Raw genomic sequence first — 14,480 nt, forward strand, 5'->3', positions numbered from 1 at the left:
CGACGAGCGAGGGCGAACCCTCAGGCGTCGACGTGCTGAAGCGCCGTATCGCGTTCGCATCTCGTTTGTGCGATGAAGTCGGCCGCCCGCTCGCCGATCATCACGCAAGGCGCATTCGTGTTGCCGCCGATGAGTGTCGGCATGACCGAAGCATCGGCGATGCGCAGCCCCGTCACGCCGCGCACGCGCAACTGCAGATCGACGACGGAACGCGCGTCGCCGCCCATGCGGCAGGTCGCGACGGGGTGATAGATCGTGTCGGCATGGCGGGCGATCGTCTCGCGCAAGTGCGCGTCGCTCTGCTCGCCATGCGTGTAGAGTTCGCGGCCGCCCAGCTGCGCGAGCGCGGGCGCGTCGAGTATGCGCCGCGCGAGCCGTGCGCCCTGCACGAGCGCGTCGAGGTCGCGCGGATCGCAGAGAAAGCGCGGGTCGATCGTGGGCGCCACGCGCGCGTCGGCGCTCGCGAGCGTGACCGTGCCGCGGCTCGCCGGGCGCAGCACGCACACGTGCAGCGAATAGCCGTGGCCCCAATGCAGGCGGCGGCTGTGATCGTCGACGAGTGCCGTGCAGAAGTGCAGCTGCAGGTCGGGCCGGTCGAGTTCCGGGCGGCTCTTCAGAAAGCCGCCCGCCTCCGCCACGTTGGTCGTGAGCATGCCGCGCCGCCCCTGCAGATAGCGCACGAAGCCCGCCGTCATGCGCGCCGCGCCGCGCAGCGAGTAGCCCACGGTGTCGCTCGAACGCACGCGCTTGTTGAAGGTGAAATCGATATGGTCGATCAGGTTGCGGCCGACTTCGGGCGCGTCGTGGCGCACCGCAATGCCGAGCGCGCGCAGTTCGTCGGCGGGGCCGATGCCCGAGCACATCAGCAACTGCGGCGAGTTGAACGCGCCCGCCGCGAGGATCACCTCGGCACGCGCCCGCAGGGTCTCGATCGCACCGCCGCGCGCAAGCTCCACGCCGCTCGCGCGCGCGCCGTCGAAGCGCACGCGCAGGACCGTCGCATCGGCGATCAGATGCAGGTTCGGCCGCTCGCGCCCATACAGATACGCGCGCGCCACCGTGCAGCGTTCGCCGCCGCGCTGCGTCACCTGATAGAAGCCGACGCCCTCCTGTTCCTCGCCGTTGAAGTCGTCGTTCATACGAAAGCCCGCCTCGCGCGCGGCCTCGACGAAGCGCGCGGCCACCGGATTGCGCTCGCGCAGGTCGGCGACGCCCAACGGGCCGCCCGCGCCATGCCAGGCGCTCGCGCCGCGCTCGTTGTCCTCGGCGCGCAGAAAGTACGGCAGCACATCGCGCCACGCCCAGCCCGTGCAGCCGAGCTGCGCCCATTCGTCGTAATCGAGCGGATGGCCGCGCGTGTAGATCATCGCGTTGATGGCGCTCGACCCGCCGAAGCCGCGGCCGCGTGGCTGGTAACCGCGCCGTCCGGCGAGTCCCGGCTGCGGCACGGTTTCATAGGCGTAGTTGTTTTTCGTGCGAAACGGGACGAGCGCGGCGACGCCGAGCGGCATGTTGACGAACGGGTTGCGCGCCGTATGCGGCCCGGCTTCGACGAGCGCGATGCTCGCCTGCGGGCAACGGTCGGCCAGCCGGCCCGCCAGCGACGCGCCACCCGAGCCGCCGCCTACGATGATGTAGTCGTATTGCATCGTCTCCGTCTCCTGCCCCATGCCTGCCTCTTGCGAGGCCCCGGCGCGCTAATTGCACGCTCGTTCGTTTTCGGCTTCAATGGCGCATTGTAGGAAGCGTCTGATTCGGAGGTCAGCTTTTATGTCAGAGCATCTCCTCTAAACCTGACAGCGGATCGACGCCTATGATGGAAGGCGGTTCAGCCGCCAGAGCTGAAACCCGCGAGATTCCAGCAAGCGGCAAAGGGAGCGCTGGAGCGCACAAGAATCACTCACCTCACGGACGCTTCCCATGGAGCGGCCGCTGCGCACGCCTCCCCCGTCACGAGAGCGAATACAACACGAACGGCCGCGCGTGAAGCACGCCGCACGCAGCAGCCTTGCATCGGAGACAGGCAGATGAACCCGACGGAAGTCACGCATCGCCCCGGCACGACCCACGAAGTGACGAACCAGGCGCCGCCGCTCGCCGACTACAACCTCTTCACCACCGACGCAGCGCTCGGCGAGGCCCTCGCGCGCGCTGGCGCGAACTGGCACCGCGAAACGCTAGCGCGCCATGGCGAGACCCTCGGCAAGGCGCAAACGCTCGCGCTCGCGGATCTCGCCAATCGCCATGAGCCCGAACTGCACACGCATAGCCCGCGCGGCGAGCGTATCGACGCGATCGAATTCCACCCCGCCTGGCATGAGCTGCTCACGCTGCTGCGCGAGCAGGGCTTGCACGCGCTGCCCTATTCGGACCCGCAGCCTGGCGCGATGGCCGCGCGCTGCGCAGGCTACTTCCTGCACGCGCAGCTCGAATCGGGGTCGTTGTGCCCGCTGACCATGACGTTCGCGAGCATCGCCGTGCTGCAGCGCGAACCGGCGCTGTTCGAAACGCTGCGCGCGCCGCTCTACACGCGCGAGCACGACGCGCGCGACCTGCCGCTCGCGCAGAAGCGTTCGATGATGATCGGCATGGGCATGACCGAGAAGCAAGGCGGCTCGGACGTGCGCAGCAACCGCACCGAGGCGCGCCCCGCGGGCATCGAAGCCGGCCGCGGCGCGGCGTATCTGCTCACCGGCCACAAGTGGTTTTTCTCGGCGCCGCAGTGCGACGCGCATCTCGTGCTCGCGCGCACCACGGAGCACGACGGACTTTCCTGCTTCTTCGTGCCGCGCTACCGGCCGGACGGCACGAAAAACGCGGTCAATGTGCAGCGCCTGAAGAACAAGCTCGGCAACCGCTCGAACGCGAGCAGCGAAGTGGAATTCTTCGATGCGTACGGCGTGATGATCGGCGACGAAGGCCGCGGCGTGCCGACCATCATCGAGATGGCGAACTACACGCGGCTCGACTGCGTGATCGGCAGCGCGGCGCTCATGCGCGCGGCGCTCGTGCAGGCGATCCACCACGCGCGCCACCGCAGCGCGTTCGGCCGCGTGCTCGCCGAGCAGCCGCTCATGCAAAACGTGCTCGCCGATCTCGCGCTCGAATCGGAAGCGGCGACGGCGCTCTTCATGCGGCTTGCGCGCGCCTTCGAAGACAGCGCCGAAGCGAAACCCGGCGATACCGACGACACGTTGCTCGAAGCACGCGCCTGGCGGCGCATCGTCACGCCGGCGGCGAAGTTCTGGGTCTGCAAGCGCGCGCTCGCGTTCACGGGCGAGGCCATGGAAGTCTGGGGCGGCAACGGTTACGTCGAGGAAGGGCCGATGGCGCGCTTCTATCGCGAAGCGCCCGTCAACTCGATCTGGGAAGGCTCGGGCAACGTGATGTGCCTCGACGTGCTGCGCGCGCTGGAGCGCGAGGCCGACGCCGCCCAGGCGCTCTTTCTCGCGTGGCGGCGCGACGCGCAGACTCACCCGGTTCTGAACGCCGCGCTCGACCGCCTCTCGGTGCTGCTCAATGGCGCGCCGGGCACGCGCGAGGCGAGCGCGCGGCGCATCGCGCAGCAGATCGTGCTGATCGCGCAGGCCATGCTGCTGCGCGACGGTCCGCCGGAGATCGCCGAAGCGTTCATCGCCACGCGCCTCGACGAACACGACGCCGACTGCGACCGCGTATTCGGCACGCTGCCCGCGCGCTTCGATCACGCCGCGATCATCGAGCGGGCGTTTCCGTCGCGCCCGGTGTGACCACTCAGCACGAACCGATAGCACGAACCGATTTTTCCGTTCGCCCGCGCGCCAAAGCGTGGGCGAACCCAAGAGGACCGACCATGAAGCAGGACCTGCCCGAAGACTTCGCGATCAACGCACACGACGCCCCCGACGACCCGCGCGCCGCGCTCGACACGCTGCTCGCCGCGCAGCGCGAAGCCTTCCTGCGCGACCCGTTCCCGTCGTGGGACGCACGCGCGCGCCATCTCAGGGCGCTGCGCGACGTGCTGTTCTCGAACCGCGACGCGCTCGCCGAGGCGATGAACGCCGACTTCGGCCAGCGTTCGAAGGCGGAGGTCGCGCTCGCGGAATTCGTCGTCCTCAAGCAGGAGATCGACGCGGCGCTCAGGCACGGCGCGCGCTGGATGAAGCCGCGCCGCAGACCGGTCGGCAAATGGCTGCTGCCCGGACGCGCGAAGCTGGTGCCGCAGCCGCTTGGCGTGGCGGGGATCGTGGTGCCGTGGAACTATCCGCTGCAGTTGGCCGCGAGCCCGCTCGTGTGTGCGCTCGCGGCGGGCAACCGCGCCATGATCAAGATGTCGGAGTTGACGCCGCGCACGTCCGCGCTGTTCGCGGAGCTGATCGGCAAGACCTTCGCGCGCGACCACGTGGCGGTCGTAAACGGCGACGCGTCGGTCGGCGCCGCCTTCAGTGCGCTGCCGTTCGACCATTTGCTCTTCACCGGCTCGACGCGCGTGGGGCACGAGGTCATGCGCGCAGCTGCCGCGAACCTCACGCCGGTCACGCTCGAACTGGGCGGCAAGTCGCCCGTAATCATCGGTGAAGACGCGCGCTTGAACTACGCCGTGGACAGCCTGCTGCTCGGCAAGACGCTGAACGCGGGGCAAACCTGCATCGCGCCCGACTACGTGCTGCTGCCGCGCGGCCAGGAGGAGGCGTTCATCGCTCGCGCGCGCACGCGCTTCGCGCAGCTCTATCCGGACTTCGCGAACAACCGCGACTACACGTCGATCATCTCGGCGCGCCACTTCGAGCGCCTGCAACGCCTCGCCGACGAAGCTCAGGCGCGCGGCGCGCAACTGCACGCGCTCGGCACGCACGACGCGGCCACGCGGCGCTTCGCGCCCGTCATCGTGACGAACGCCGGCGCGCAGACGGCGCTCATGCAGGAGGAAATCTTCGGGCCGCTCTTGCCGCTCGTGCCCTACGACACGCTCGACGAAGCGTTGCGCTACGTGAATGCGCGCCCTCGCCCGCTCTCGCTCTATCTCTATGCCGACGACCCGCGCACGGTCGAGCGCGTGACGCACGAAACGGTGGCGGGCGGGATGTCGGTGAACGAGACGCTCATGCATATCGCCGCCGAGGGGCTGCCGTTCGGCGGCGTCGGCCCGAGCGGCATGGGCGCGTATCACGGCTACGAGGGCTTCGTCACGTTCTCGAAGATGAAGCCGGTCTTCACCCAGGCGCGGCTGAATGCGCGCGGGCTCATCGCGCCGCCCTACGGCAAGCGCGTCGCCTGGCTGATCAAGTTGATGTTGAGGAGTTGAAGGGCAGCGCGGGGCGGGTGCCGGCGATCCTGCGGATGTCGCTGATATCGCGTGGGGCGCCGCCGGCTGTCGCTCCGGCGGCTTGCGTTTGCGCGGCGGCTTTGACCTTCGCGTCGTTTTCCGTTTCGAGGCGGTGCAGCCACGCCAGCAGTTCGGCCACCGCCTGATAGAGCTGCGGCGGGATCTTGGCGTCGAGGTCCACGCGCATGAGCAGCGAGACCATCTCCGGCGCTTCGTGCACGTAGAGGCCCGCTTCCTTCGCGCGTTGCACGATCATCTCCGCGACGAGGCCGTAGCCCTTCGCGACCACGCGTGGCGCGCCGTCGCCTTCAGGGGCGTCGTAGGCGAGCGCGGCGGCGCTCTTGCGGTGCGTGCGGCTCATCACAACTCCCAGTCGTGGTCGAGGCGGTGGTGCCGCTGGTCGGTCGCGTCGGCGCCCGGTCGCGCGGCGGACGCCTCCGCCGCGGCGCCAGCCTGCGCGGTCTGCGTGGTGGATGCGGCGGAAGTGGTTTGTGCGGCGTAGGCGCTCGCAGCGCTCGCTGCCCTGGCCGCCTCGGCGGGACTTGCCGCGGGGCCGCTGCCGATCTCGCGGATCGAGAGCCCCGCGAGCGTGAGCCCGAGCGCTTCGAGCCGACCGCGCAGCGATTCGCTTTCTGCGGTCAGGCGCGCGGCGCCGCCCGCATTCGCCTGCACGCGCACGGCGAGCGTCGAGCCTGTGAGCGTCAGTTCCGCGTCGACGGTGCCGAGCTTCGGCAGCGCAAGCGTGAGCCGCGTGCGCCATGGGATGTCGTCGGCATCCACACCGCCTGCGCCCGAGTGCGGGTCGCGGGCATCGTAGTCGTCCTGCTGGATGCTCCAGTCCACCCGCACGCCCGGCCAGGCCTCGCCGTTCCAGCGAAACTCACCGGTGGCAAGCAGATCGAGTTGCTGGCGCACGAGCGGAATCACGGCCGGATGGACCGTCGGCCCGGCGCCCTGCGCGGCGGCCTCATGCATCGCGGGCAACAGGGTGTCGGCGAGCGTCGCGCGCGCCTGGGCCTGGTTCGCGGCCGCGTCGCCGTGCAGATCGGCCAGCCCGGGAAAGGCCCGCGCCAGTGCGGCATTGAGCGCGTTTGCCGCGTTCTGGGCATTGCCCGTTTCGCCGCGCGCGGCGCCCGGCGCGTCGGCGAACGTCTCGGTCCATTGCACGTCGTCGATCTCGTCGTCGGCCGGGCTCCAGTCGAGCGGCAGTTGCGAGTGCGCGCCGAGCAGACGGTTTTGCGGCTCGTCGGCAAGGTCGGCGGGCGAGAGCTGGCCGCGCAACCATTGCGCGAGGTGGGCTTCGTAGAAGAGTCCGCTCGAGCTGACCGTCTGCGCGAGCGACGCCGCGAGCGCGGCGACCGGGCCGGCCTGTGCGGCGGCGGTTTGCGCGCTTTGAGCGGTTTGGGTGGTTTGTCCGGCCTGCGGGTTTTGCGAGGACGCCGTCTGCGCGGAAGCATCGGTCCCGGCGTCGGCCGCCGCGGCCAGCGCTTCGCCGGCCGGACCCTGGGCCGCGAGCGCCACGTCCGCGAGCAGCGCCGCTTGTGCCGCCTGCGCCTGCTCGCCGGCAAGACCCGGCAGCGGCAACGTGGCCGCGCCGCCGGGCGCCGCGTCGGCAGCGGGGCTGGCCCAGAGCGGCGCGCGGCCCACTACGGCGGGCGTCGCTTCGCCGCCCGAGCGGATGATGGCGTCGAGCGCCAGCGCAACCGCCGAAAGGACGGTCTCGGTCGAGTCCTGCGTACTGCTGGTGTTGGTCGCGGTGTCGGCGAGTGCGGCAGTGCCCGTTGCGAGCGCGGAGACGCCCGTCTGCGCCGCGCCGGAGGCGCTCTGCGGCCCGACCGGCGTGAGCGCCGCAATGCGGCTCGCGAGGAGCGCGGCGGCTCCGGTGTCGATTCCGTTCATGGTGTTCCGGATCTGCGCACGGCGCTGACCTGCCGGTTCATGGGGCGTTGCGCGCCGTTGCCTCGCGAGGCGCCACGCGCCGCGCTAGCGGGCGCCGTAGATTTCCTGCAAGACCCGCGCGGGCTGCACGGTGCCGTAAAAGAGCGCCGAAAGCCGTGCCATGCAAGGGCTTGCGAGATCGCGAATGGCGGCGTCGTCGGCGAGGATCTGGCGGATCAGCTCGTACTTGCGAGCCCGTTCGGTAACCGTGAGCCGAACCGCGGCTTCGGCGTCCTTCAAGGCATCGACGAGGATCCGGTACTCCTCCTGCAAGCCGATCAGATCGTTCCAGTGCGCATCGCGCGCCGCATGGAGCATCTGCTCCGACACGGCCGCTATCGCTTCGTAGCGGGCGAAGTAGTCTGCTTTTGAACTCATCTCATCAATGAGCCGGACGCTGACGCGGATGCCTGTTCGGCCATCCTCGCCACTTCCGGCGCTATCCCCAACCAGGCTTCTTCGAGCGTAGCCAGCAGTCGATCGACCTCGACCAGCATGGTCTCGCTCTGTTTAATATTGGCTTCCAGCAGGCGCTTCGTCATATAGCTGTACAGCGCATTCAGGCGTTGAGCGATCTCGCCGCCCGCCTCGACGTTCAACGCGAGCTGAAGTCCGCTCTCGATAATCCGGATCGCCTTGGCGATCGCCTCGCAACGCGGCCCGACGTTGCCGGCCTGCAAATGCATACGTGCCTGCGCAATGGCCTGGCGCGCTCCCTGGTACAGGAGAACGATCAGCTTGTGCGGGCTCGCACCCATGACCCCCGTTTCGACGCCCACGCGTGCATAGGCGTTAGCTCCAGATTGGGCAGGGGAAAACATCGGCGCTTCTCCTTGATACGTTTGGCTTGAATGCGGTCGTCCGACGCGCTGTGCAAGCACGAGCGACGGACTCTTCTAGCCGGGTTATCGGAACGTAGGGGGAGAAGCTTTAGCGCGTTGAGCGGGCAAAGGCTTCGGGCACCGTCACACCTGAATCTGCATGATGTCGGTGTAGGCGGCCACGAGCTTGTTGCGCACCTGCAAGCCGAACTGGAAGCCGATGTTGGCTTTCTGCATGTCGACCATCACGTCGTTGAGCGACACGTTGTTCGCGCCCAGTTCGAACGCCTGCGACTCGCCAACGGCCTTCTGCTGGGCGTCGCTGATCTGGTCGAGCGACGACTTGAGCGCCGCCGCGAACCCGCCGGCCGTGGCCGCGCCCGATTTTTCGTCGGCTGCGGTGGGGCCGCCGGCCGCCTGGGTCGCCATCGACTGCATTTGCGCCAAGGCGGACGTGAGCGGGGATACTGGCACGGTCATGTTTGCTCCACGAAAAGGGGACGGCAGGGTATTCCGGGGACGAGCCCCAATGCCGGAGTTTCAGCGATTGCGCCGCAATCTTCAGCGATTGCACAGCGATCCTGCGGGCCCGGCCGAGACGGCGCACCGACAGATGCCGAATCTGGAGGAGAGCATAGCAGCGGGTCCGTTTCGGCAGCCCCGAAACTAGGGGGAAAACCCGGCTCTATTCGCGCAATCGGCTTGCCAGTGGCCCCGGATAATGCGTCTCGTGAAAGTCTCCGCCATGCAAGGCGAGACCTGGAAGCCTCCGGAGATACCCGTCGCATGGATTCGACTGCCAATTCTTTGATCAACCCCGACGCCCGCATGGGCCTCGCCACCTCTGGCGCGGGCGCCGCGCCCGGCGCTGGCGCGGGCGCAGGCCTGGGCGGCGCGGATGACCTCGGCGGCGGTTTCGCGCAACGCCTCGGCTCGCTCTCGTCGTTGCGCAACGTGCGCGGCAACCCGCGCGCGCCGCTCATTTTTGCCGTGGCGGTGCTCGTGGCCGTGGTCGCGGGTCTCGTGCTGTGGTCGCGCGCGCCCGACTACAAGGTGCTGTACAGCAACCTGTCGGACCGCGACGGCGGCGCCATCATTACTGCGCTCCAGGCCGCAAACGTTCCCTACAAGTTCTCGGACGCCGGCGGCGCCATCCTCGTGCCCGCCGAGCAGGTCAACGAAATGCGCCTGCGCCTCGCCTCCCAGGGCCTGCCGAAGAACGGTTCGGTCGGCTTCGAGCTGATGGACAACCAGAAGTTCGGCATCAGCCAGTTCGCCGAGCAGGTGAACTACCAGCGCGCGCTCGAAGGCGAGCTCGAACAAACGATTCAGTCGATCGCGAGCGTGAAGTCGGCGCGCGTGCATCTGGCCATTCCGAAGCCCTCGGTGTTCGTGCGCGAGCGCGAAGCGCCCTCCGCCTCGGTGCTCGTGAACCTGTATCCGGGCCGCATCCTCGACGACGGCCAGGTCGCCGCGATCACGCACATGGTGGCTTCGGCCGTGCCGGACCTGCCGGTGCGCAACGTGACGGTGGTCGACCAGGACGGCAACCTGCTCACGCAGAGCGCCACGGGCGTAGGCCTCGATGCCTCGCAGCTCAAGTACGTGCGCCAGGTCGAGCACGACACCCAGGCGCGCATCGATGCGATCCTCGCGCCCCTGTTCGGCGCCGGCAACGCACGCTCGCAGGTGAGCGCCGATCTCGACTTCTCGAAGCTCGAGCAGACCTCCGAAGCCTACGGTCCGAACGCCAATCCGCAGGCCGCCGCCATCCGCAGCCAGCAGCAGAACATTTCGACGGAAATGCAGCAAAGCGGCGCGGGCGGCGTGCCCGGCGCGCTCACGAATCAGCCGCCGCAGCCGGCTTCGGCGCCCATCAGCGCGCCGGCGGGTGCCAACGGCGCGTCGGCTCCGGTGCCGGTCTCCGATCATCGCGACACCACCACGAACTACGAGCTCGACAAGACCGTGCGCCACTATCAACAAGCGCCGGGCGACGTGAAGCGCCTGTCGGTCGCCGTGATCGTGAACTATCAGCCGAAGATGGACGCCAAGGGCCACGCCACCATGCAGCCGCTCGACGCGCAGAAGCTCGCGCAGGTCGAGCAGCTCGTGAAGGACGCCATGGGCTACGACGCCAAGCGCGGCGACTCGGTGAACGTGGTGAACGCCGCGTTCCAGACCGAAGTGGACCCGAACGCGAACCTGCCGTGGTGGCGTCAACCGGACATCCTCGCCCTTGCCAAGCAGATCGCGACGTGGCTCGGCATTGGCGCGGTGGCTCTCTTCCTCTATTTCGTGATGGTGAAGCCGGCGCTGCGCCGCGCGTTCCCGCCGCCCGAGCCGGTTGCGCCCGCGCTGCCCGGCATGGGCGACGGCGAGCCGCTGATGCTCGACGGTCTCCCCGAAGCGGTGCGCATCGGCGGCACCGGCGCGGAAGGCGAAGACAGCGCGGAAAGCGAAGCCGCCCTGCTCGCCTTCGAAAACGAGAAGAACAAGTTCGAACGCAACCTGGAATACGCGCGCAACATCGCGCGCCAGGATCCGAAGATCGTCGCAACCGTCGTGAAAAGCTGGGTGAACGATGAACGCTGAAGGCGCAACCAAGAGCGCGCTGCTGCTCATGTCGATCGGCGAGCAAGAGGCCTCCGAGGTCTTCAAGTTCCTCGGTCCGCGCGAAGTGCAGAAAATCGGCGCCGCCATGGCGGCGCTCAGGAACGTCAAGCGCGAAGAGATCGAAGTCGTGCTGCAGGAATTCGTCAAGGAAGCCGAGCAGCACACCGCCTTCTCGCTCGACTCGAACGACTACATCCGCAACGTGCTCAACAAGGCGCTGGGCGAGGACAAGGCCGGCGCGATCATCGACCGCATTCTGCAAGGCGGCGACACGAGCGGCATCGAAGGCCTCAAGTGGATGGACTCGGGGTCGGTTGCCGAACTCATCAAGAACGAGCACCCGCAGATCATCGCGACGATCCTCGTGCACCTCGACCGCGACCAGGCATCGGAAATCGCTTCGTGCTTCACCGAGCGCCTGCGCAACGACGTGCTGCTGCGTATCGCGACGCTCGACGGCATCCAGCCGCAGGCGCTGCGCGAGCTCGACGACGTGCTCACGAACCTCCTCTCGGGCAGCGACAACCTCAAGCGCAGCCCGATGGGCGGCATCCGCACGGCGGCCGAAATCCTCAACTTCATGACGAGCCAGCACGAAGAAGGGGTGATCGAGAACGTCCGCCAGTACGACGCGGAACTCGCACAGAAGATCATCGATCAGATGTTCGTGTTCGAGAACCTGCTCGACCTCGAGGACCGCGCGATCCAGCTGCTGCTCAAGGAAGTCGAGTCGGAGTCGCTCATCATTTCGCTCAAGGGTGCGCCGCCCGCGCTGCGCACCAAGTTCCTCTCGAACATGTCGCAGCGTGCGGCCGAACTGCTCGCCGAAGACCTCGACGCGCGCGGTCCGGTGCGCGTGTCGGAAGTCGAGGCACAGCAGCGCCGCATCCTGCAGATCGTGCGCAACCTCGCCGAGAGCGGCCAGATCGTTCTAGGCGGCAAGGCAGAAGACGCTTATGTCTGACACGAGCTCCGCGAACAGCCATCGCTCGGCGTACCAGCGCTGGGAGATGGCCTCGTTCGACCCGCCGCCTCCCCCGCCGCCGCCGCCCACGCCCGACGAAACCGCGGCGTTCGAGGCCCAGCTCCATGCGCTGCGCGACGCGGCCCACCAGGAAGGGTTGCGCTCCGGCCACGTGGCGGGCCAGGCGCTCGGCTATCAGGCCGGGCACGAACAGGGCCGCCAGCAGGGCTTCGAGCAGGGCCAGGCCGAGGCGCGCGCGCAGGCGGCACAGCTCGCGGCGCTCGCCAGCCGTTTTAGCGACGCGCTCGAAACGGCGCAGGCCGGCGTGGCCGAGACGCTCGTGGAACTCGCGCTCGACATCGCGCAGCAGGTCGTGCGCCAGCACGTCCAGCACGACCCGACGGCGCTCGTCGCGGTCGCGCGCGAAGTGCTCGTGGCCGAGCCGCAGCTCGCCGGTTCCCCGCAGCTCGTGGTGAGCCCCGCCGATCTGCCGATCGTCGAGGCTTATCTGCTGGACGACCTTCAGACGCGCGGCTGGAGCGTGCGCACCGACCCGACCATCGAGCGCGGCGGCTGCCGCGCGCAGGCCGCGACGGGCGAAACCGACGCCAGCATCCGCACGCGCTGGGAGCGCGTCACGGCCGCGCTCGGCAAGGCACGGCCATGGTGAACCACCCGCAACCGCCGAGCCATCAGACCATCCACACGGGCGGTCTCACGCCGCTCGAGCAGGAACTCGCGCTCGCCTCGTTCGGCCCGCTCGCGAGCGACCCGGCACAGCTTGGCGCGTTGCTCGTGGGCGACCTCGACATTCCGGGCATTCCAGCCAAACGCGAGGCACGCGAGCAAGGCGCCATCGATGCGATCGACGCCGCGCTCGCCGCGGACGCCGCCGATGCGCCGCCAGGCATGACGGATCACGGCGCGCCGGTCGTGGCGGCCGAAACCCCGAGCGCACCCTACGTACCGCCGGCGAACTACGACCCGGCCAACCCGTTCCTGACCTCGTGGAACGCGCAACTGCGCGGCGTGCGCGAGCGCAATGCGCTCGCCCTGCCGCTGCGCGGCTGCGGGCGCCTCACGCGCGCGGCGGGCCTCGTGCTCGAAGCCGTGGGGTTGCGCCTCTCCGTGGGCGCCGAGGTGATGATCGAGCTGCCGCCGGGCAGCTCGCTGCCGATGGCCGAAGCGGAAGTGGTCGGCTTCGGCGGCGACAAACTCTTTCTGATGCCGACGACCGAAGTCGCGGGCCTGTTGCCCGGCGCGCGCGTCTGGCCGCTGGAAACCGCGCCGATCGCCGACCCGAAGGCCGGTGCGAAACGCCTGCCGGTGGGCTGGGGCATGCTCGGCCGCGTGGTCGATGCCTCGGGCCGCCCGCTCGACGGCCTGGGCCCCTTGAACACCGAGGCCGACGCGCCGCTCACCTCGCCCGTCATCAATCCGCTGAACCGCGAGCCGATCCACAAGGTGCTCGACGTGGGCGTGCGCGCGATCAACTCGCTGCTCACGGTCGGGCGCGGCCAGCGCATGGGCCTCTTCGCGGGCTCGGGCGTCGGTAAATCGGTGCTGCTCGGCACGATGGCGCGCGCAACCAGCGCGGAAGTCATCGTGATCGGCCTGATTGGCGAGCGGGGCCGCGAAGTGAAGGAATTCATCGAGCAGATCCTGGGCGAGGACGGCCTTGCGCGCTCGGTCGTCGTGGCCGCGCCGGCCGACGTTTCGCCGCTCCTGCGCTTGCAGGCCGCCGCGTACACCACGTCGCTGGCCGAATATTTTCGCGACCAGGGCAAGCACGTGCTACTGCTCATGGACTCGCTCACGCGTTACGCGATGGCGCAGCGCGAGATCGCGCTCGCCATCGGCGAGCCGCCCGCGACCAAGGGCTATCCGCCTTCGGTGTTCGCCAAGCTGCCGGCGCTCGTCGAGCGCACCGGCAACGGCCCCGAGGGCGGCGGCTCGATCACGGCGTTCTACACCGTGCTCACCGAAGGCGACGATCAGCAGGACCCGATCGCCGACTCGGCGCGCGCGATTCTCGACGGCCATATCGTGCTCTCCCGTGCGCTCGCCGAAGCGGGGCATTATCCGGCCATCGACATCGAGGCCTCGATCAGCCGCGCGATGACCGCGCTGATCGACGACCAGCATCTGAACCAGACGCGCGCGCTCAAACAGATGCTTTCGCGCTACCAGCGCAACCGCGACCTCATCAACGTGGGTGCGTACGTGAGCGGGCGCGACGCCGTGCTCGACCGCGCGATCGCGCTGTATCCGCGCATCGAGGCCTTTCTTCAGCAGGGTTTTCGCGAAACCGCGAACTATGATCAGAGCGTCGAGATGCTCGGCCAGCTGATTGGAGCCAGGACATGACGAAACAAACCGCGCTGCAAACCTTGATCGGCCTCGCGCAAGACGACGTCGACGCCGCCACGCAGAAGCTCGGGCGCGTGCAGCGCGAGCGCGTCGAGGTCGAAAAGCAGCTCCAGGCGCTCATCACCTACCGTGACGAGTACCACACGCGTTTCACCGAATCGGCGCGCAGCGGCATGGCTGCAGGCAACGTGCGCAACTTCCAGGCGTTCATCGACACGCTCGACGCGGCGATCGAACAGCAGCGGCGCCTGCTCGAGCAGGCCACCGCGCGCGTGGAGGCCGCCAAGCCCGAGTGGCAGCGCAGCAAGCAAAAGCTCGGCTCGTACGAGGTGCTGCAAACCCGCCATGACGATGTGCAGGCCCGCAAGGACGCCCGCCGCGAACAGCGCGACGCCGACGAGCACGCCGCCCGCGTGCTGCGCATGCGAACGTCGCAACATCCGTAACACGTTTTCGAGGCCGCCAG

General features: G+C 68.8%; 13 protein-coding genes. 7 read left to right on the top strand and 6 right to left on the bottom strand.

Translation table 11 applies throughout. The annotated features are described in order from the left end of the window. Nucleotides 1-20 precede the first annotated feature (20 nt). Complete coding sequence (locus BFD71_RS12970; RefSeq protein ID WP_069264296.1) at nt 21-1,649, bottom strand: GMC family oxidoreductase; 1,629 nt, start codon at nt 1,647-1,649, stop codon at nt 21-23. A 378-nt stretch (nt 1,650-2,027) separates the two neighbouring features. On the opposite strand from BFD71_RS12970, the gene BFD71_RS12975 reads away from it, so the two are divergent. Both BFD71_RS12975 and BFD71_RS12980 read left to right on the top strand, forming a co-directional pair. After that, the gene (locus BFD71_RS12975) at nt 2,028-3,749 is read left to right on the top strand and encodes an isovaleryl-CoA dehydrogenase (protein ID WP_069264298.1); all 1,722 of its coding nucleotides are present in this window, start codon (nt 2,028-2,030) and stop codon (nt 3,747-3,749) included. Nucleotides 3,750-3,832: 83 nt separating this feature from the next. Further along, entirely contained in the window at nt 3,833-5,284 is a 1,452-nt protein-coding gene (locus BFD71_RS12980; RefSeq protein ID WP_083245230.1) for a coniferyl aldehyde dehydrogenase, read from the top strand. Here the strand turns inward: BFD71_RS12980 and BFD71_RS12985 are convergent. The 5 genes from BFD71_RS12985 to fliE all read right to left on the bottom strand — a co-directional run bounded on the left by BFD71_RS12985 (nt 5,262) and on the right by fliE (nt 8,544). Further along, nucleotides 5,262-5,666, bottom strand: coding sequence for an EscU/YscU/HrcU family type III secretion system export apparatus switch protein (locus tag BFD71_RS12985; protein ID WP_069264300.1), 405 nt, complete (start codon nt 5,664-5,666; stop codon nt 5,262-5,264). The genes BFD71_RS12980 and BFD71_RS12985 overlap by 23 nt on opposite strands. After that, nucleotides 5,666-7,204 (bottom strand): flagellar hook-length control protein FliK, encoded by a 1,539-nt coding sequence (gene fliK, locus BFD71_RS12990; RefSeq protein WP_069264302.1) that lies wholly within the window; start codon nt 7,202-7,204, stop codon nt 5,666-5,668. Before fliK ends, BFD71_RS12985 begins: the two co-directional genes overlap by 1 nt. Nucleotides 7,205-7,288: 84 nt before the next feature. Continuing rightward, the gene (locus BFD71_RS12995) at nt 7,289-7,621 is read right to left on the bottom strand and encodes a flagellar protein FliT (protein ID WP_069264304.1); all 333 of its coding nucleotides are present in this window, start codon (nt 7,619-7,621) and stop codon (nt 7,289-7,291) included. After that, nucleotides 7,618-8,064, bottom strand: coding sequence for a flagellar export chaperone FliS (gene fliS, locus BFD71_RS13000; protein WP_069264306.1), 447 nt, complete (start codon nt 8,062-8,064; stop codon nt 7,618-7,620). The genes BFD71_RS12995 and fliS overlap by 4 nt, the downstream gene beginning before the upstream one ends. 144 nt (nt 8,065-8,208) lie before the next feature. Beyond that, nucleotides 8,209-8,544, bottom strand: a complete 336-nt coding sequence (fliE, locus tag BFD71_RS13005) for a flagellar hook-basal body complex protein FliE (RefSeq protein ID WP_069264308.1) — start codon at nt 8,542-8,544, stop codon at nt 8,209-8,211. Between the two features lie 306 nt (nt 8,545-8,850). On the opposite strand from fliE, the gene fliF reads away from it, so the two are divergent. Genes fliF through fliJ form a run of 5 tightly spaced genes read left to right on the top strand, consistent with a single transcriptional unit; the run spans nt 8,851 to nt 14,460 of the window. Continuing rightward, nucleotides 8,851-10,659, top strand: a complete 1,809-nt coding sequence (gene fliF, locus BFD71_RS13010) for a flagellar basal-body MS-ring/collar protein FliF (RefSeq protein ID WP_069264310.1) — start codon at nt 8,851-8,853, stop codon at nt 10,657-10,659. Then, the gene (gene fliG / locus BFD71_RS13015; protein ID WP_069264314.1) at nt 10,649-11,644 is read left to right on the top strand and encodes a flagellar motor switch protein FliG; all 996 of its coding nucleotides are present in this window, start codon (nt 10,649-10,651) and stop codon (nt 11,642-11,644) included. The genes fliF and fliG overlap by 11 nt, the downstream gene beginning before the upstream one ends. Next, nucleotides 11,637-12,314, top strand: a complete 678-nt coding sequence (gene fliH / locus BFD71_RS13020) for a flagellar assembly protein FliH (protein ID WP_069264316.1) — start codon at nt 11,637-11,639, stop codon at nt 12,312-12,314. The genes fliG and fliH overlap by 8 nt, the downstream gene beginning before the upstream one ends. After that, the gene (gene fliI / locus BFD71_RS13025; protein WP_069264317.1) at nt 12,308-14,011 is read left to right on the top strand and encodes a flagellar protein export ATPase FliI; all 1,704 of its coding nucleotides are present in this window, start codon (nt 12,308-12,310) and stop codon (nt 14,009-14,011) included. The genes fliH and fliI overlap by 7 nt, the downstream gene beginning before the upstream one ends. Then, on the top strand, nt 14,008-14,460 hold the full coding sequence (gene fliJ, locus BFD71_RS13030) for a flagellar export protein FliJ (RefSeq protein ID WP_069264319.1): 453 nt from the start codon (nt 14,008-14,010) through the stop codon (nt 14,458-14,460). Before fliI ends, fliJ begins: the two co-directional genes overlap by 4 nt. Nucleotides 14,461-14,480 lie beyond the last annotated feature (20 nt).

Origin of the sequence: Paraburkholderia nodosa (assembly GCF_001718195.1) — a bacterium.
GTDB classification, from domain to species: domain Bacteria; phylum Pseudomonadota; class Gammaproteobacteria; order Burkholderiales; family Burkholderiaceae; genus Paraburkholderia; species Paraburkholderia nodosa_A.